Annotated in this window: 15 protein-coding genes; 10 read left to right on the top strand and 5 right to left on the bottom strand. The window is 61.7% G+C overall.

Annotated features, from left to right (window positions below; genetic code table 11):
• Window positions 1–40: 40 nt before the first annotated feature.
• From JHX88_RS14485 to JHX88_RS14470, 4 genes are read left to right on the top strand one after another with little or no spacing between them, the layout of a single operon-like run.
• Window positions 41–316, top strand: a complete 276-nt coding sequence (locus JHX88_RS14485; RefSeq protein WP_076526336.1) for a sarcosine oxidase subunit delta — start codon at window positions 41–43, stop codon at window positions 314–316.
• Complete coding sequence (locus JHX88_RS14480) at window positions 316–3,111, top strand: 2Fe-2S iron-sulfur cluster-binding protein (RefSeq protein ID WP_076526334.1); 2,796 nt, start codon at window positions 316–318, stop codon at window positions 3,109–3,111. Before JHX88_RS14485 ends, JHX88_RS14480 begins: the two co-directional genes overlap by 1 nt.
• 7 nt (window positions 3,112–3,118) lie before the next feature.
• Window positions 3,119–3,649 (top strand): hypothetical protein, encoded by a 531-nt coding sequence (locus tag JHX88_RS14475; protein WP_076526333.1) that lies wholly within the window; start codon window positions 3,119–3,121, stop codon window positions 3,647–3,649.
• Entirely contained in the window at window positions 3,646–4,827 is a 1,182-nt protein-coding gene (locus tag JHX88_RS14470; protein WP_076526331.1) for a M20 family metallopeptidase, read from the top strand. The genes JHX88_RS14475 and JHX88_RS14470 overlap by 4 nt, the downstream gene beginning before the upstream one ends.
• Before the next feature lie 167 nt (window positions 4,828–4,994).
• Here JHX88_RS14470 and JHX88_RS14465 read toward each other — a convergent pair whose 3' ends face one another.
• Window positions 4,995–5,687, bottom strand: coding sequence for a GntR family transcriptional regulator (locus JHX88_RS14465; protein WP_076526330.1), 693 nt, complete (start codon window positions 5,685–5,687; stop codon window positions 4,995–4,997).
• A 50-nt stretch (window positions 5,688–5,737) separates the two neighbouring features.
• Between JHX88_RS14465 and JHX88_RS14460 the strand changes: the two genes are divergently transcribed.
• Both JHX88_RS14460 and JHX88_RS14455 read left to right on the top strand, forming a co-directional pair.
• A complete protein-coding gene (locus JHX88_RS14460) occupies window positions 5,738–5,872 on the top strand; it encodes a hypothetical protein (protein WP_272848040.1) in 135 nt (44 codons plus the stop codon).
• 544 nt (window positions 5,873–6,416) lie between these two features.
• Window positions 6,417–7,637, top strand: coding sequence for a Hint domain-containing protein (locus JHX88_RS14455; RefSeq protein WP_084203153.1), 1,221 nt, complete (start codon window positions 6,417–6,419; stop codon window positions 7,635–7,637).
• 73 nt (window positions 7,638–7,710) lie between these two features.
• On the opposite strand, the gene JHX88_RS14450 is transcribed toward JHX88_RS14455, so the two are convergent.
• The 3 genes from JHX88_RS14450 to JHX88_RS14440 all read right to left on the bottom strand — a co-directional run bounded on the left by JHX88_RS14450 (window position 7,711) and on the right by JHX88_RS14440 (window position 10,475).
• Window positions 7,711–8,154, bottom strand: a complete 444-nt coding sequence (locus tag JHX88_RS14450) for a YtoQ family protein (RefSeq protein ID WP_076526328.1) — start codon at window positions 8,152–8,154, stop codon at window positions 7,711–7,713.
• Window positions 8,155–8,644: 490 nt separating this feature from the next.
• Entirely contained in the window at window positions 8,645–9,685 is a 1,041-nt protein-coding gene (locus tag JHX88_RS14445) for an IS110 family RNA-guided transposase (protein WP_146364680.1), read from the bottom strand.
• 172 nt (window positions 9,686–9,857) lie between these two features.
• Window positions 9,858–10,475, bottom strand: a complete 618-nt coding sequence (locus JHX88_RS14440) for a TetR/AcrR family transcriptional regulator (protein WP_076528869.1) — start codon at window positions 10,473–10,475, stop codon at window positions 9,858–9,860.
• A gap of 104 nt (window positions 10,476–10,579) precedes the next feature.
• Between JHX88_RS14440 and JHX88_RS14435 the strand changes: the two genes are divergently transcribed.
• The gene (locus tag JHX88_RS14435) at window positions 10,580–11,500 is read left to right on the top strand and encodes an SDR family NAD(P)-dependent oxidoreductase (protein ID WP_076528872.1); all 921 of its coding nucleotides are present in this window, start codon (window positions 10,580–10,582) and stop codon (window positions 11,498–11,500) included.
• A 438-nt stretch (window positions 11,501–11,938) separates the two neighbouring features.
• Here JHX88_RS14435 and JHX88_RS14430 read toward each other — a convergent pair whose 3' ends face one another.
• The gene (locus JHX88_RS14430; protein WP_076528874.1) at window positions 11,939–13,015 is read right to left on the bottom strand and encodes a GlxA family transcriptional regulator; all 1,077 of its coding nucleotides are present in this window, start codon (window positions 13,013–13,015) and stop codon (window positions 11,939–11,941) included.
• A gap of 100 nt (window positions 13,016–13,115) precedes the next feature.
• On the opposite strand from JHX88_RS14430, the gene JHX88_RS14425 reads away from it, so the two are divergent.
• The 3 genes from JHX88_RS14425 to JHX88_RS14415 are packed head-to-tail and all read left to right on the top strand — an operon-like array spanning window position 13,116 to window position 17,667.
• A complete protein-coding gene (locus JHX88_RS14425; RefSeq protein ID WP_076528876.1) occupies window positions 13,116–14,369 on the top strand; it encodes a sarcosine oxidase subunit beta family protein in 1,254 nt (417 codons plus the stop codon).
• Window positions 14,370–14,380: 11 nt separating this feature from the next.
• Window positions 14,381–14,680, top strand: a complete 300-nt coding sequence (locus tag JHX88_RS14420) for a sarcosine oxidase subunit delta (RefSeq protein ID WP_076528878.1) — start codon at window positions 14,381–14,383, stop codon at window positions 14,678–14,680.
• Window positions 14,677–17,667: a sarcosine oxidase subunit alpha gene (locus JHX88_RS14415; RefSeq protein WP_076528880.1), complete on the top strand. Its 2,991-nt coding sequence runs from the start codon at window positions 14,677–14,679 to the stop codon at window positions 17,665–17,667. The genes JHX88_RS14420 and JHX88_RS14415 overlap by 4 nt, the downstream gene beginning before the upstream one ends.
• Window positions 17,668–17,671: the final 4 nt, after the last annotated feature.

Genomic DNA, 17,671 nt, shown 5'->3' with positions numbered 1-17,671 from the left:
ATGCCCAAGCCTGAACCCGTCATCATCCGGGAGATTTGAAATGCGCATTCCCCATCCCGATCTCGGTCTGCGTGATATCGAGGAATTCACCTATCTGGGGGATGCCTGCCTGTGCGAGCGGCCACAGACCTCGGCGGATCACGGGAATTTCTGCGATTATCTCTATTTGCGCGACAACCCGGCGGGGGCGCATCGCGAGCTGTGGTTCCATGAATATGGCGATCAGTCATGGCTGATCGTCACCCGCGACACATGCACGCATGAGATCCTCGCGGTCGAATATGCGGATGCGCGACCAGCCGGGAGGAGGGCGTGATGAGCGCATATCGGCTTGGCGGCGAAACGGGCGATCTGTCCTTCAGCTTCGACGGGAGAATCCTGAAGGGGCGCAGGGGAGACACGCTGGCCTCGGCCCTGCTGGCCAATGGCCGGCTCCTGGTCGGTCGGTCCTTCAAGTATCACCGCCCGCGCGGCATCTTTACCGCGGGTGAAAGCGAACCGAACGCGCTGGTGACCATCGGCGAAGGGGAATTCCGGACGCCCAATACCAATGCCGCGACGCTGGAACTGCATGACGGCATGGTGACGGGTTCGCAGAACCGCTTGGGCTCGCTGCGCTTTGATCTGCTGGCGATCAACGACACCCTTTCGCCGCTGCTCGGGGCGGGGTTCTATTACAAGACCTTCATGTGGCCACGCGCCTTCTGGGAACGGGTCTATGAGCCGGTGATCCGGCGGGCGGCGGGGCTGGGTTCGCTGTCGGGCGCGGCGGACGGCCATCGTTACCGTACGGCCTGGCGCGATTGCGATCTGCTGGTGGTCGGCGCGGGCGAGGCCGGGGCGGCCGCTGCCCGGATCGCCGCCGAGGCTGGTCTGGAGGTCGTTATCGCCGAGCAGGACTTCACCCTCGGCCCGGCCGCCGCCGGGCTGGAGGCTCTACCGAATGTCACGATCATGCGGCGCACATGTGTTTTCGGCCATTATGACGGCCCGGTCTTCGCCGCCCGGACATGGGGAGATCCGGCCTCCGTTCCTGATCGCCATCGTGAAACGCTCTGGCATATCCATCCCCTTCACGCGATCCTGGCGACAGGCGCCTATGAGCAATCGCTGGTCTTTCCCGGCAATGACCGTCCGGGCATCATGCTGGCCAGCGCTGCCGAGCGCTACGCTCTGCGCCATGATGTCGCCATCGGCAGGCATGTTGCCGTCTTCACCAATAATGACAGCGGCTGGTCGGTCGCCCTGTCCCTTCAACAGCGCGGCGTCAACCTGGTCGCGGTCATCGATCCGAGGCAGAGCATCTCTCCGCCGGAGGCGTTGCGGGGCATTGCGCGGACCGGGCATTACGTTGCCGGAACCCGGGGGCGGCTTGGAATCTCGCAGATCACGCTTGGCGACGGGACCAGGCTGGATTGCGATGCGCTGGCCGTCTCGGGGGGATGGGTGCCGAATGCGCGGCTTGCCTCGCATCGTGGCGGACAGGACGACTATCTGGGCCTGGTCGGAGGGGCGGCGGGCATCCGGAACGGCAAGGCCGCGATCCCGCATGCCGAGCAGCTGGTCAGGTACATGGTGCTGAAGCAGCCTGGGATCCGGGCCGTGCATATCCCCGAATGCGGCATTGGACCGGGACCGCGCCATTTCCCCGGCAAGGGGCGCGCCTTCGTCGATCTACAGAACGATGTCACTGACAAGGACCTGACGCAAGCCAGGGTCGAGGGCTTCGACCATCCCGAACATCTGAAGCGCTACACCACCTTTGGCATGGCCCCCGACCAAGGCAAATCCGGGGGGCTGGGCGGCCTCGACGCGCTGATCGGGCGCGATGGTGACGCAGGACCTGCCAGCACCCGCAGCCGTCCCCCGGCTGTGCCGGTTCCCATCGGGCTTCTGGGCGGAACGCATCGCGGCATGGATTTCCGGCCCGTTCGCCGCATTCCCAGCCATGACGAGGCGGTACGGAGCGGGGCCTCGTTCGTCGAGAGCGGGCTATGGCTACGCCCCGAATGGTTTGCATTGCCGGGCGAGGCCGGATGGCGCGACAGTGTCGATCGCGAGGTGCTGATGGTCCGCAGGGCCGTGGGAATCTGCGATGTCAGCACGCTTGGCAAAATCGACATCCAGGGGCGGGATGCCCATGCGCTGATCGATTTCGTCTATGCCAACAAGTTCGGCAAGCTGGCCATTGGCAAGACCCGCTACGGGCTGATGCTGCGCGAGGACGGGATGGTCATGGATGACGGCACCTGCGCCCGGCTTGGGCCGACACATTTCCTAGTCACGACCACGACGGCCAATGCTGGGGCCGTCTATCGCCACCTGGAATTCTGCCATCAATGCCTGCATCCCGAATGGGATGTGGTACTGACCCCGGTCACCGATCAATGGGCGCAGTTCTCGGTCGCCGGACCGCAATCGCGTGAGGTCATTCGCCAGGTCGTCGAGCCGGGCTGTCAAATCGACAATGACGCCTTTCCCTTCATGGCCTGCGCCGGGCTGACCCTGCGGGACGGAACCGCGGCACGGCTGTTCCGCATCTCCTTCTCGGGCGAGTTGGCCTATGAGATCGCCGTGCCTGCCGGATACGGGTCGGCGCTGTGGAAGATCCTGCTGGAACAATGCGAAAAGCATGGCGGCGGTGCTTACGGAACCGAGGCGCTGGACGTGATGCGGATCGAGAAGGGGCATCCTTCGGGCGGCGAGCTGATCGGGCAGACATCGGCAGAGATGCTGGGGCTTGGCGGGATGCTGGCCCGCGACAAGGATTATATCGGCGCGTCTCTGGCCGGGAAAACCGCCGTGGACGGGCTGGATCACTGCCGCCTGACCGGGCTGGTCGCCGAGAATGCGGCACAACCCATTTCTGCCGGGGCGCATCTTTTTGCCGGAGATGCCGAGCCATTGGTGGAGAACGACCTTGGCTGGATTTCCTCGGCCGCCTATTCCCCGCATCTGCAGCGCCATATCGCCCTGGCTTTCGTCAGGGCTGAGACCGGTCAGCTTCCCGAACAGGTCCGCGCCGTCGATCACCTGCGTTCGGTCGACATGACCCTGCGCTGCGTTTCCCCGCATTTCATCGATCCCGAAGGCAGCCGATTGAGGACATGAGTACCCCATGAAACGACATCCCTCCCTCGTTACGATACCGGTCGAGCGGAACGGCATCCGGGTCTCGACCTTGCCCCATCGCGCCAAGCGACAATATCCTCTGTCGGGTGATCGCCTTGCGGCTGTGGCGCGCCACCTCGAGGCGCATGGGCTGAAATCCCTGCCCGAAATCGGCCGGATGCACGATGCGGAAGGCCTGATCCTGTTGCGCCCCGACCGGCACAGGCTGCTGGTCCTTGGGCCCGAGACCCATCCCTGTCTCGACGATCCGCCGGAATTCAATGGTGCTAAACCCGTGGATATCGGCGATTACTGGACAGAGATCGAAATCCATGGCGATGGGCTCACTGCCGCCCTGCGCCATGTTCTGCCACTGCCCCTGAAGGTGGGTGGAGTTTTGCGAACCGGGCTCGACGAGATACCGGTTATTGCCGCCCGCCCCTCCGACTCGGTGGCATGGCTGTTTGTGCCACGCTCATTCGCGCGCGCGGGCTTCGAGCATCTCGCCAACCATATGCCCGAGGAGGACATCGCATGACTTCGAAAACCGATCTTATCGATATGCTGGACGAGGACCTGATCGTCGAGCTGACATCAAGGCTGGTCGAAATCCCGTCCGAGAACCCGCCGGGGGACGAGGCCGCCTGTGCCCGTTTCATCCATGATACGCTGCGCGATTGGGGTGTAGAGGTCGAACTGGTCCACAAACCCTTTGCCGACCGGCCACAGGTCGTGGCCTGGCATCGAGGGCGCGGCAATGGCCCAGTGTTCATGTTGAACGGACATATGGACACCGTACCCGCCGATCCGGCACTGTGGCGGCATCCACCGCATGAGGCGGTGATCGAGGACGGGCGGCTTTACGGGTTGGGTAGTTGTGACATGAAGGGATCGCTGGCCAATGCGATGGCGATCCTGAAGGCGCTGAAAGACGCCGATATCGAGACGAGTGGCACGCTGATGACGCAATTCGTGATCGGCGAGGAAACCGATGAGCCCGGCACCAAAACACTGTTGCAGCTTGGCTATACCGGCGACCGTGCGATCGTCATGGAGCCCACCGACGGGCAGATCGGCCCAGGCACGCGGGGTGCCTGCTGGCACAGGGTGACGCTGACCGGCCCGGTCTGTCATTGTGGTCTGACCGATGCCGCCGCCCCCGACTTGATGCGGGTGCTGTGGCGTTTTGCCGGGAAGATTGAGGCCTATCACCAGCGCGTCTCGCAGCAGCGCCACCACCTGCTGGCCAGCCCCGGTTGCCGGATCACGCGAATGCGGGCGGGCGAGACGCATAACAGCACCGCCCGCAACGCCGAGATGATCATCGACCGGCGCATGTTGCCGCATGAAAGCGTGGACCAGGTGCGGCAGGACCTGCAGGAGATGCTGGACGGGCTCCTTGCGGATGAGCCGAGTATCGGTGCCGATATTGCCTTTGTCGATCTCAACGAGGCGACCGAGACGCCGCTGGACTCTTCCGTCGTGACCGGGCTGCAGCGCAATATCCGCGAGATCACCGGGCAGGAGGCTCGCATCTGGGGGCCGCCCTATGGCTGCGACATGCGGAATTTCGTCGCTGATGCCGGTATCCCGACCGTCAATTACGGCGCCGGGGATTTCCGCCGCTGTCACCAGCCGGATGAATTCGTGCCCGTCGCCGACCTGGTCCGGGTCGGCCGTGTCACCTTCGGAATGGTGTTGGACAATATCCTTTAGAATGCATCGGGATCAAATGGCGATGCCGGGGGGGTCACCCCCGTCGTCGGCTGTTCTCTCGAACGAGTGGCGCGCCCCGCCTTCAGCGATAACGGGCGGGATTCGAGGGATGGTGTGTTCAGATGCAGTCTCATCAGGTTCCTGTCGCAAGCCAACTTTCGAGCCGCTCAGTCACCGGGCCCATGAGCCTCGCGGTTGAGCGCCACGATACGTTGCCAGCTTTGCCGGATATGGGCGGCGCGCACCAGGCTGACGGAACGGATATCGCCATGTTCCAGTGCCCGCTGTACCTCGCTGATCTCCTGCCGGAACAGCTCCACCTCGCGAGCCAGCCCGATCTCGGGGATCGAGTGAATCCAGACACGGGCCGACTGGTTGTAAAGCGCTTCGGCGATATTGTTCATCACCTCGTTGCGGTTCAGCCGCAAAAGCGCCTGAAAGGCGTCGCGGTTCAGTCGCGCGAAGTCCCTTGTGCCGATGCAGGTGTTTTGCCGTTCGGTTATGGTCAGGATCCGGGCGATCTCGTCATGCACCTCGGCCCGTATCGCCGGGTCGACATCCTGCCCCATGAGAATCGCCAGTTCGGCCCGCAATTCATAGATCTGGCGCAGCGTGTCCAGATCGATCTCGGTGACGAATGTCCCGACGCTTTGGATCGACTGCACGAGTCCTTCGCTTTCCAGTCTTGCGATGACCCGCCGCATCGGCGTGCGCGAGACCTGGAACTCCTCGGCCAGATCATCTTCGCGCAGACGATGCCCGGGGGCGAAATCCAGCAGGCAGATACGCTCGCGCAGGGTTTCGTAGATGGTCTGAAACCTCGTATAGGCCTTTCCGGCACCAGTTCCGAAACCCGTCAATATGCCATGTCCTTCGCTGATCTCCGGCTGACAAGACAGGATGTCCGGGTATGAAGCTCACCGTTTCGATGATCCCCGGACAATCCGTGATCGCAAACATGGAACATGGCATGACGGGCGTCAAGCTTGGGCAGGGCCGGATGCGCGGGGCTTTTCGCGCGGGTGACGGAACCCCATTCCAATAGCGGCACTGCAAGCGGGTTTCGGCTTGACTGGCCGCCCGGTTGGCTCTCTTCGGGCCTGGCCAGAGGCACGCATTTCTGGTTGTCCGATTCTGAAGAAGGAAGCAGCCATGAAGCACTATGCCGGGTTGGACCTGTCCATGGAAACACTCAGGCCTGCATTGTCGATGAAAACGGTGAAAAGCGAGCTCCGGAGAAGGTCATTCTCCGAAGTTTTGGTGTGTTCGCTTCCATCAGGAAAAGGCCAACAGATCCATTTACCACGAAATTTTACTGTAGCGCCTTTCCCATCTGCATGACCTCGATTCCAACTGAGGTCGAACTAAAATGGCAAGACAGTTGTATCCGCCAAGCTGAAAAACATGTATGCAGGATGAGGGTAAAGCGAATTCGCTGCCCAATCTGCCAACATTCGAGCGTTTCGGTGAACGCGGATAATGTTTGGGGTACAACATACTTGATCGGCGGAAAATATTAGGCGATCATGCCGTTGATCGGTGAGTCATTTAAAGAATGTTGGGTAACGAGTAACCGGGAAGGGTCGAAAATGACCATATACAATATTCACGTAATTTACCTGGGAAATGTCGGTATCGAGGATTGGGACACGGATTCCTCTACGTCCCGCCCAAATCCCTTGGAGAATATCAATTCTTTTATCGGCTATGATTCCAGCGCGGAATTCGGCGACACCCTTTGGAAACAGGCCGAAACCGCGACGATCGATTCCAACATCGATGAAATTCGTGATCTTGTATATGAAGACAGTACTTATACGCCGGGCGGCCCCTATGCGAACAAGGATTGGGAGATTTCATATTTCGATGACAGTGCTACGATCACATGGTCCGGTGGCGAAGCTCAATATATTGATTCATTCGCGGCTATCGAACTAGCGGTCACATTCGCAGACGATCCCGAGAACCCCGTATCTGGAACGGCGCGTTTCTTGCAAACTCAGGCAGGCGATACATTCCTGCTATCATATGATCATAACAGTGAGGATATATTCGGATATGAATTCGATATCGCGTCGCGCCCGATAGCCAGCCTGGAAGTCGTGGATATAGGTTTCGAGACCATAGGAAATATTTACGGAACTGAGTACGATGACCAGCCCTTCGCGACCTGCTTCACCCGTGGAACGCTGATTTCCACCTGCGACAGTGAACACCCAATCGAAGCGCTTTCGATTGGCGATTTAGTGCATACCCGTGATAGTGGAATGCAACCGGTTCGCTGGATCGGTACCAGGCATTTCACAGAGGCCGATTTGGATGCCGCGCCGAATCTGCGTCCGATCCGGATAAAAAAGGAAAGTCTGGGGGGCGATACGCCATTTCGTGATCTCATCGTTTCTCCCCAGCATCGCGTCTTGGTTCGGAATAAAATAGCCATGCGCATGTTCGGCGAGCCAGAGGTTCTTATTGCGGCAAAGCATCTTACGGAAATCGACGGCATCGACGTGGCCGATGATTTGCAGGGCGTTGAATATTTTCACATATTATTCGACCGTCACCAGATCGTCCGATCGAACGGTGCTGAAACCGAATCCATGTATACGGGAAAAATGGCCCTGAAATCGATTCCCCGGGAACAGATCGAAGAGATCTTCGCGATTTTTCCCGAATTACGGCATATGAGCGAAGATGAGAGCACGGCTCCGGCACGGTTTCTGGTGCCCGGGCGCAAGGCGCGCAAACTCGCTATCCGCGCGCGAAAAAATTCTTGCGAACTTTACGACGGCGTCCTTCCTTCGGCGCCGTGAAGCCCAAGGACCCGAGGCGGAGAACACCGGCCTGATCATTCTTGGCGACGTCGGGTTGCGGACCCCCGCCTTTTCAGAGCTTTCCGGCAGCCACATATTTCAGGGCGCGGGCAACCTCGGAGGGGCTGCGCGCCACGGCATTTGCCGCCGCATCGATTTCCTTCAACGCATGATCATGTTCGGGAGGCTGCAACACGATCAGCGGCTTGCCGAGAGCCGACGCATAGCCAGCATCGAACGCCGCGTTCCACTGCTTGTATTTTTCGCCGAAACACACCACGATCACGTCGCTGCGCGCGATTGCGGTACGGGTTCGCACGGCATTCAGCGATGCGCCCTTGCGGTCGTGCCAGAACTTGCTGTCTTCGGCACCGAAAATATCGACTCCGCAATCATCCGAGGCGGCGTGGTCGGTTACGGGACTGTGCCATTCGATTGCCAGGCCTTCACAGGCCGCGATGATGTTTTCCCGCCAATCGGTGTGAATTTCGCCAGCCAGATATACAGTCAATTGCATCAGAACTATCCCCTGTCCTTGCCATTCGTGTCGAGAACCATGCGTGCTTCGCGCCGTTTGGCTATATCCTCCGGCTTCTTCGGCCATCTTACGAAATTTCGCAACCTATCGAGACATTCTTATCGACCGGAATGCCCAATCGGGCGCCAGAACGGAGAGATCGCCTGCGCGGGAGCGCTAGGATATGCTCAATGGCGTGGACGCCCTATACCGGTCACTTGCCGCGGAAGCATCGCCGCAAAGGAGGGTCTCCGAACCGGTTCTCTGATCGCGGTGATGTCAAGGGCATGGTTCTGTTGTCCGCCGGGGTCTTGGTTCTCTCCGAAGTCAGGCAGTGCCGCTTCATGATGGCGTCCGGGGCTGATCGTCTGGAATGTCATTCACGAGGTTGATGCGGTTGGCGTCACCTCGACCGCTTCACGCGAGATCGATCTGCCACCGTCCCGGAGGACGCCGAACCCGCCCTGTCCTCAGGCGGGTATTCTGTTTGTCAGGTTGCGGGCTCCCCTTTCCAGTTGAACTCGGTTCCATCACGCCAGATGGCATGGAGGATCACGGCGATCTTGCGTGCCGTTGCGACGGCGGCCTTCTTGAAGCCTTTGCGCGCGCTGAGCCGGATCGCCCAGGACTTGAGAGGTGAGAACCGTCTGACCTGTGTCATCAAGGACGCGGCAGCGGATACAAGCAGACGTCGCATCTCGGCATCTCCGCATTTGGAGATACGGCCTGATCTGTCGATCTCGCCCGATTGGTATCGTCGTGGCGTCAATCCCAGAAACGCGCCGACATCGCTCGATCGACGGAACCTGCTCGCATCGTCCAATGTCGCGATGAAGTTGAGCGCCACGAGGGGGCCGACGCCCGGCACTGTCATGAGGCGACGTGCCAACGTATTCTGCTTGGCAACATGCATCAGTTCATCGGCCAGGGCTTCCGCCGAGGCGCAAAGTGTCTTGTGGATGGGTATCATGGTCTGTGCCACAAGCCCCAGCATCGGATCGCAGGCTCCAGCCTCGGCAAGCTGGTCTCGGAATCCTTGGCGATGATGGGCACTGGGAACAGCTCCCATGCGGATGCCGAAGGTTTTGAGGACACCGCGGATATGGGCTTCGAGATCCTTGCGCATGCGGATCAGTCGTTCTCGCGCCCCCACCAGCGCCCGCACTCGGTCGGAGGCTTCGCTGCGAACATGGACTTTCGTGAACCAGCCGGTCCGAGACAGCTGCGCCAGACCCTCCGCGTCCGCCTTGTCCGACTTGTTGAGGCGCGCAGACAGAGCCTTGTGCGCCATGCGAGCGTCGATGCAGATGATCGGGACACCGCGCTTCTCAAGCTCACGCGTCAGCCAAGTGGCGAGTATCCCGCTTTCATGCACGACACGTTCCGCATCAGGAACTTCCCGGGAAAGATGGTCGGCGATGACATCCGGGTCCGTCGGCAGGGTCGCGCGTTTCACAACCGATCCCTGCGCATCCACAACGCAGACCGAGACCTCTTTCAACGAAACGTCGAGACCAACATAGTTGCTCATGGTCGTTCTCCTCACGGCTTTAATTGGTGAGGCTGATCCTATCAGACCTCGTTCGCCCGGGGAGAGCGACCGCCGCGATCACACCATGTCATTCGTCTAGGGCGCAGTATTCTGATTTGCTCGCATCACGGCGATACGGGACGAATTTGTCCTCTCTTTGCGGAACCGCACCTCATGTCAAACCATCCAGGATGACTGCTATCGATTGACGCGAGAGCTCTGCGATCGCGTTATCGGATTTAACCCGGTCAGCAAGCGTCCCGTCGATCAGCATCATCGAAAGGCCATGTACGAATGCCCAGCAAACCATGGCCCCATTCTCGACCTGCTCGGAGGAAACCGGTTCCGGCAACAATCGGTGGATGACCTTGCCAAGCGGCGCAAAGCTCCTGGATTTCGGTTCCGCGACGAGATTATCGTCGTGCCAGCCTTCACCGCCGATGCCGGCACCGAACATGAGGCGATAGAGCTTGGGGCGTTCGCAAGCAAAGCGAATATATTCGTATCCAAGCCGTTCAAGGGCGATCCGAGGATCGTCATTGGCTTGTGCGGCAGCAGCCTGACCTGCCGCGAGTTGCTCGAAGCCCTGCGCAGCAAGCGCCGCAAGCAATCCTTCGCGGTTTGAGAAATGGTTATAGGGCGCTGTCTGGGAAACACCGGCCAACCGCGCGACAGCGCGCAGGGACAGTTTTTCCGGGCCATCCCGCTCCAGTTGTTTTTCGGCGGCCAGCAGCAACGCCACCTTCAGATCGCCATGCTTTTCGCCGGGACGCCTCTTTGCTGTTGCCATGCGCGTTCCTCCGTTCTCGGTCAGCGGTTCCGGCCTTTTATATTGACAGCGAACATTAAGCGAGCGATAAAACATATGTTCACTGTCAATATAAGGGGTGTGGAATGACCGATACACGCAAACCCGTCAATCCGGGGCGGCGGGCCATGTTGGGGGCGGCTGGCGGCCTTGCGGTCGGTGCCGTGGCCGGTGTGGCCGTCGGTGCCGGATCACGCGCGCCTGCCCCGATCGCGCTGCAAGCGGATGATCGTTTCGCCGGAAAGGCCGTTCTTGTCACGGGCGGAACCTCGGGTATTGGCCGGGCCGCGGTCGAACTCTTTGCCGCTCAGGGCGCGACGGTCGCCTTCTGCGGAAGGCGGGCCGAGCTTGGCGCAGAGGTTCAGGAATCCATTACCTCTGCGGGCGGGCAGGCAAAATACATTCAGGCGGATGTGCGGCGCGAGGAGGACGTGGCCAGGTTTCTCGATCAGGCGCGTCAGGCATTGGGCGGGCTCGATATCGTCATCGCAAATGCCGGGATCACGATCCAGAAGCCGCTGCATGACTATGCGACCCCGGAATGGCAGGATGTGATCGACACCAACCTGCATGGCGGCTTTTTCACCTTGAAACATTCGATCCCGGTAATGCTGAACTCGGGCGGGGGCGTGATACTCGTCGTTGCTTCCTCGGCTGCCAATGTCGCCGGCCCGGCTCAAAGCGCCTATGTCGCGTCGAAAGCCGGACTCATTGGAATGGTTCATTCGGCCGCGCTGGACTATGCGGACAAGGGCATCCGGATAAACGCGATCAATCCGGGCACCACCGACACTGCCTTGGTGAGGCGCGTGGCTGGCATGGAGGATGTGCCGGATGCCGTTTGGCAGGTGGGCTCCTCTCGATGGGCGGAATCCAACGTACACGGAATGAAGCGCATGGCCCGCCCCGAAGAGATCGCGGCCTTTATCGTTGCAATGGCATCACCTGACCTGACATTCGCGACAGGTAGCGCCTTGAGCAGCGATGGAGGAATGGGGGTCGGATAAACCGGATCGTGCGCGACACGCGCAGCTAATTGGAGGACGGGATTAACCTGTGGCAAGGTGGCACAGATGGGTAGACGTCCAACCCAGTGGGCATGGAACGGTGCATTCCGTCTGCTCGCCACATATTCGGATACCACGGCGCGACTCCGCATTGCCGCCATGGGTGGGGCCGGCGAAGAAGCGGACCGGGATGATCATTCCGATGACACGCGCGAAGCTTGCTTTGAGCCATTCCCATCGCGCCCCGAGCCCGATGGAGCCGACAGATTGACCAATGTTGCCTCCGCCACGCCGTGACGGGCAGGTATGCGTTGAGATATGCCGGATCGGGCGTTTGCCCGTCCAGCGACTAACGCGGTCTCCTGTCATCCGAGAAGATCAGATATCGGCCGAGGTTTATGGTCGGCAGGTGCCTTTGGCAGGCATCACGGATAACATTCAGGTTTCAAAGGGAGTATCTTCCTTGTCGGTGAGCGCAGCGCCGTCCTGCTGCGGGATCAGAACCCCGACGGCCGGCTGATCCTCGTGATGGCTGGCCTGCGCCTTGCGATATTCGGCGGGTGTCACGCCGCGTTCGGCCTTGAGCATGCGGGCGAAATGCGGGGCGTCGCAGAAACCGCAGGCCAGGGCGATCTCGGTGATCGGGCTGTCGGAGTGGCGCAACCGCTGCAGCGCCCTCTCGATGCGCAAGTCCAAGTAGATCTTCAGCGGCGATTTCTTCAGATCCGCAAGGAAACGCCGTTCCAATGTGCGGCGGGCCACGCCCAGTTCTCGCGCCAGTTCCTGGATCGATTTCGGCATCTCGATATTCTGCTGCATCCGCAGCACGGCGCGTTTGACCAGTTCGTCATTCGCCTTGCGCTCCAGAAGCTGGCCGGGCTGGGCGCGTTCGCCGCTCAGCGCGTCCTCGATCATCATGATGTTGAGGCTCTTGATCGCGGCCGATTGTCCGATATGCCGTTGCACCAGGAATGCCGCCAGATGGGCGGCGCCATGTCCACCCGAACAGGTCAGCCGGTCACGGTCGACGACGAAAATCTGGTCCGAGACCGGCATCTCGCTATCGAACCGGTCGAGGAAATCCTGGTGGTGAAACCAGCTGACGCAGCATCGATATCCCTTCAGGAGCCCGGCGCGCTGAAGGATGAAGACCCCGGTGCAGAGGCCGACCACGGGTATGCCGCTTTCTGCGGCACCTCGGATGAAGCCCAGCATTTCATTGCTGAGCACCGAGCGGTCGCTGATCAGGCCGCCGACCACCACCAGGTAGTCGAAGGCACCGGCATGGCGCAGGCGTGTATCGGGCTGGACGCGCACCCCACAGCTTGAGCGGATCGCGTCCATGCTGTCCGACAGCACCGTCCAGTCGCACAGGATCGGTCGCGACTTGTCGGCCTCGTCCGCGGCCAGCCGTAGCACATCGACGAAATTCGCAAAGGCCGACAGGGTGAACTGGTCGGCCAGCAGGAACGCCACGCGCAGACGCTTGCGGGGAAGGGGGGCGGTAACGGTCATGGCGTGAACCTACAATTCAGTTGGCGCGATTATCCCTCCTTCATGCTTTGCAGATTCGTAGTTTGCGGTCCAGTCCTCCCTACAACCGGCGAGATGCATGATGACGCAATTTAACGCCTTCTCCCTTCTGAAGAACGCCCTGACGGGGCACAAGAGCTGGGACGAGCAATGGCCTGACAGCCAGCCAAAGGCAGAATATGACGTGGTGATCGTGGGCGCCGGCGGGCATGGGCTGGGGGCTGCCTATTACCTGGCGAAAGAGCACGGCATCACCAATGTCGCGGTGATCGACAAGGGCTGGCTGGGCGGTGGCAATACCGGGCGGAACACCACGATCATCCGCTCGAACTATCTTTATGACGAAAGCGCACGGCTGTTCGATCACGCGCTCGACCTATGGGACAATCTCAGCCAGGAATTGAACTACAACGTCATGTATTCCAAGCGCGGCGTGATGATGCTGGCGCATAATGTCCATGACGTGCAGTCCTTCCAACGCCACATCCATGCCAACCGGCTGAACGGAGTCGACAATCGCTGGCTGACTCCGGAAGAGGCCAAGGCCTTCTGCCCGCCGTTGAACATCTCGAAGGATGCCCGCTACCCGGTCATGGGTGCCGCCCTGCAGATGCGCGCGGGCACGGCAAGGCATGACGCGGTGGCATGGGGCTATGCGCGGGCGGCGGCTGCGCGCGGGGTGGATATCATCCAGAACTGCCCGGTCATCGCGATCCGCCGGGGCGCTGACGGGGCGGTCGAGGGCGTGGACACCGCGAAGGGGTTCATCCGGGCGAAAAAGGTCGCCGTCGCCGCCGCCGGTCATACCAGCGTGCTGATGGACAGTGCCGGTGTGCGGATGCCGCTGGAAAGCTATCCGCTGCAAGCGCTTGTCAGCGAGCCGGTGAAGCCGGTCTTTCCCTGCGTGGTGATGTCGAACACCGTCCATGCCTATATCAGCCAGTCCGACAAGGGCGAGCTGGTGATCGGCTCGGGCACCGATCAGTATACTAGCTATTCGCAGCGCGGTGGCCTGCCGCTGATCGAGCATACCGTGGCCGCGATCTGCGAGGTCTTCCCGATCTTCGCCCGGATGCGGATGTTGCGCAAATGGGGCGGGATCGTCGATGTGACGCCGGACCGTTCGGCGATCCTCGGCAAGACGCCGGTCAAGGGGCTTTATGTCAATTGCGGTTGGGGTACGGGCGGCTTCAAGGCCACGCCGGGGGCCGCGCATATGCTGGCCCATACCGTGGCGCGGGACGAGCCGCACCGGATCAATGCCCCCTTCACGCTTGAACGTTTCACCACCGGCCGGCTGATCGACGAGGCCGCCGCCGCCGCTGTCGCGCATTAACGGAGCATCCCATGCTGCTGATCCATTGCCCCTATTGCGAGGAAACCCTGCCCGAGGCCGAATTCGCCTATGCGGGAGAGGCGCATATCGACCGCCCCGCCGATCCGTCGGCGCTGTCGGACGAGGAGTGGCGCGACTACCTGTTCATCCGCACCAATGCGCGCGGGCCGCATTACGAACGCTGGCGGCACATCCATGGCTGCGCACGGTTCTTCAATGCGGTGCGCGACACGGTCAGCGACCGATTCCTGATGACCTACAAGGCGGGTGAGCCTCGCCCCGATCTGACCGCGAAGGAGGCCGCCGAATGAGCCGTTACCGTATCGCAGGACATGGCCGCGTCGATCATTCCGCGCAAGTCGAATTCACCTTTGATGGCCGCAGTTATACCGGGCTGCGTGGCGACACGGTTGCCTCGGCGCTCTTGGCCAATGGCGTCCACCTGATGGGCCGCTCGTTCAAGTATCATCGCCCGCGCGGTCCGGTCGCGGCGGGGTCCGAGGAACCCAATGCGCTGATCGGCACACGCCGGGATTCAGGTCGGTCCGAGCCCAATACCCGCGCCACCATGCAGGAGATTTGGCCGGGGCTGGAGGCCAACAGCCAGAACAAGTTCCCCAGCCTCAAATTCGACATCGGGGCGGTGAATGACCGCGCCTACATGCTGTTCTCGGCAGGCTTCTACTACAAGACCTTCATGTGGCCCCGCAGCTTCTGGGACAAGGTCTACGAACCATTCATCCGCAGCGCGGCAGGGCTGGGCGTCAGCCCGTCAGAGGCGGATCCCGACCGTTATGCCTCGCGCTACCTGCATTGCGACGTGCTGATCGTCGGTGCCGGTCCCGCCGGGCTGGCTGCCGCGCGGGCGGCTGCCGTGGACGGGCTGCGCGTGGTCGTGGTCGATGAGAATGCCGAGGCCGGCGGCGCGTTGCTCAGCGAACCGCAGGCCGAGATCGCGGGCAAGCCCGCATGGGACTGGCTGGCCGATGAGCTCGCCGCGCTACAGGCGCAGGGTGTGCGGATCATGACCCGGACCACAGCGATCGGCTATTACCATCAGAACATGATCGGCCTTTGCCAGAAGCTGACCGATCACCTGGACCATCTGCCCGAAGGCGCTCCGCGCGAACGGATGTGGCGTGTCCGCGCCCGTCAGGTGGTGCTGGCGCAAGGGGCGCTGGAAAAGCCGCTGGTCTTCGACGGCAATGACCGGCCGGGGGTGATGCTGGCCGGATCGGCGCAGACCTATCTGAACCGCTATGGCGTGCTTGTGGGCCGCAACCCGGTGGTGCTGACCAGCCATGACAGCGCCTGGTATGCTGCCTTCGATCTGCAGGATGCGGGCGCGCAAATCGGCGCCATCGTCGATACCCGAGCCACCCCGCGCGAGGACCTGTTGAACGAGGCCCGTGCCCGCGGCATCCGCGTGCTGTCTGGCCATACCGCCACGGCAAGCTCGGGGCGGCTGCGCGTCACTGCGCTCCGGGTGAGTCCGGTCCGGAACGGCAAGGTTGGCGCGGGGCAGAAACTGCCTTGCGACGCGGTCTTGATGTCGGGCGGCTGGACGCCTTCGCTGCATCTCTTCTCGCATACCAAGGGTAAGCTTGCCTGGGATGACGAGCGCACCACCTTCCTGCCTTCGGAAACGCCCGAGGATTGCGTCATCGCCGGTGCGGGACGCGGGCTGTGGGGGATCGGTGCCGCGCTGAAGGACGGCGCGGAAAAGGGGCGCGAGGTCGCTGCCTTGCTGGGCAGGACCGGGGGCGAGGTGGAACTCCGCGTCGAGCGGGACCGCATCGGTCAAGGTGTCAGCCACACGGAGCTGCCGAGCGATCGCAGTCCGGGCCGGGCCCGCGCTTTCGTCGATTACCAGAACGACGTGACTGCCAAGGACCTGCGGCTGGCGGTGCGCGAAGGCATGCGCTCGATCGAGCATGTCAAGCGTTACACCACCAACGGCATGGCGACCGACCAGGGCAAGATGTCCAATATCAATGGTCTGAACATCGCCTCGGACGCGCTTGGCAAGCGCCAGCCGGAGGTCGGGCTGACGACCTTCCGCCCACCCTATACACCGACCAGTTTCGGCGCCTTCGCGGGCTATCACAAGGGTGCCACCTTCGAACTGACCCGCAAGACGCCCATCGATTCCTGGGCAGAGGCCAGTGGTGCGGTGTTCGAGCCGGTTTCACTGTGGCGCCGCGCCTGGTACTTCCCGCAAGCGGGAGAGGATATACATCAAGCCGTCGCCCGCGAATGCCGTGCCACGCGCGCCTCGGTGGGGATTTTTGACGCCTCGACCCTCGGCAAGATCGAGGTCGCGGGGCCGGACGCGGTCGAGTTCATGAACCGCATGTATACCAACCCGTGGACGAAGCTCGCACCGGGACGCTGCCGCTATGGGCTGCTGCTGGGCGAGGACGGTTTCATCCGCGATGACGGGGTGATCGGGCGGTTGTCGGATGACCTGTTCCATGTCACCACCACCACAGGTGGCGCGGCGCGGGTGCTGAACATGATGGAGGACTATCTCCAGACCGAATGGCCCGATCTGGAGGTCTGGCTGACCTCGACCACCGAGCAATGGGCGACTGTCGCGCTGAACGGTCCCAACGCCCGCAAGCTGCTTGAGCCGCTGGTCGAGGGGCAGGACATGTCGGACGCCGCATTTCCGCATATGTCGGTGGCCGAATGCCGGGTGGCGGGACTTCCCGCGCGGCTGTTCCGGCTCAGCTTCACCGGTGAGCTGGGCTTCGAGATCAACGTCCCCGCGCGTCACGGCCTGAAGCTGTGGGAGGCGCTGATGGAGGCCGGTCGGGCCCATGATATCTGCCCCTACGGAACCGAAACCATGCATGTGCTGCGTGCCGAGAAGGGCTATATCATCGTCGGGCAGGACACCGACGGTACGGTGACGCCGAACGATGCCGGGCTCAACTGGGCGATTGGCAAGAAGAAGCCCGATTTTGTCGGCAAACGGTCCCTGTCGCGCCCCGATATCGTCGCGCCGAACCGCAAGCAACTGGTCGGGCTGTTGACCGAGGACGGCAGCCGGCTTGAGGAAGGCGCGCAGATCGTGCTGGATCCGGCCCAATCCCTGCCGATGAAGATGGTCGGCCACGTGACCTCGTCCTATGATTCCGTAGCTCTGGGCCACCCCATCGCCATGGCTTTGATCGAAGGTGGACATCAGCGGATGGGCGAGACGGTGCATATCCCGATGCCCGACGGCACCCGCCGGGCGCGGATCACTTCGACCCAGTTCTATGACCCCGAAGGCGAACGGCTGAAGGTGTAAGGAG

The sequence above is a fragment of the Paracoccus saliphilus genome (genome assembly GCF_028553805.1).
Classification (GTDB): Bacteria; Pseudomonadota; Alphaproteobacteria; order Rhodobacterales; family Rhodobacteraceae; genus Paracoccus; species Paracoccus saliphilus.
Note: the sequence above shows the minus strand (reverse complement) of the source record. Positions and strands in the feature narration are given on the sequence as shown.

Coding starts and splice junctions, on each gene's coding strand:
- JHX88_RS14455 (WP_084203153.1), top strand. CDS start 6,417: ATGACCATATACAATATTCACGTAATTTACCTGGGAAATGTCGGTATC.
- JHX88_RS14430 (WP_076528874.1), bottom strand. CDS start 13,015: ATGACCGTTACCGCCCCCCTTCCCCGCAAGCGTCTGCGCGTGGCGTTC.
- JHX88_RS14480 (WP_076526334.1), top strand. CDS start 316: ATGAGCGCATATCGGCTTGGCGGCGAAACGGGCGATCTGTCCTTCAGC.
- JHX88_RS14415 (WP_076528880.1), top strand. CDS start 14,677: ATGAGCCGTTACCGTATCGCAGGACATGGCCGCGTCGATCATTCCGCG.
- JHX88_RS14450 (WP_076526328.1), bottom strand. CDS start 8,154: ATGCAATTGACTGTATATCTGGCTGGCGAAATTCACACCGATTGGCGG.
- JHX88_RS14445 (WP_146364680.1), bottom strand. CDS start 9,685: ATGAGCAACTATGTTGGTCTCGACGTTTCGTTGAAAGAGGTCTCGGTC.
- JHX88_RS14435 (WP_076528872.1), top strand. CDS start 10,580: ATGACCGATACACGCAAACCCGTCAATCCGGGGCGGCGGGCCATGTTG.
- JHX88_RS14440 (WP_076528869.1), bottom strand. CDS start 10,475: ATGGCAACAGCAAAGAGGCGTCCCGGCGAAAAGCATGGCGATCTGAAG.
- JHX88_RS14425 (WP_076528876.1), top strand. CDS start 13,116: ATGACGCAATTTAACGCCTTCTCCCTTCTGAAGAACGCCCTGACGGGG.
- JHX88_RS14470 (WP_076526331.1), top strand. CDS start 3,646: ATGACTTCGAAAACCGATCTTATCGATATGCTGGACGAGGACCTGATC.
- JHX88_RS14460 (WP_272848040.1), top strand. CDS start 5,738: ATGAAGCTCACCGTTTCGATGATCCCCGGACAATCCGTGATCGCAAAC.
- JHX88_RS14485 (WP_076526336.1), top strand. CDS start 41: ATGCGCATTCCCCATCCCGATCTCGGTCTGCGTGATATCGAGGAATTC.
- JHX88_RS14475 (WP_076526333.1), top strand. CDS start 3,119: ATGAAACGACATCCCTCCCTCGTTACGATACCGGTCGAGCGGAACGGC.
- JHX88_RS14420 (WP_076528878.1), top strand. CDS start 14,381: ATGCTGCTGATCCATTGCCCCTATTGCGAGGAAACCCTGCCCGAGGCC.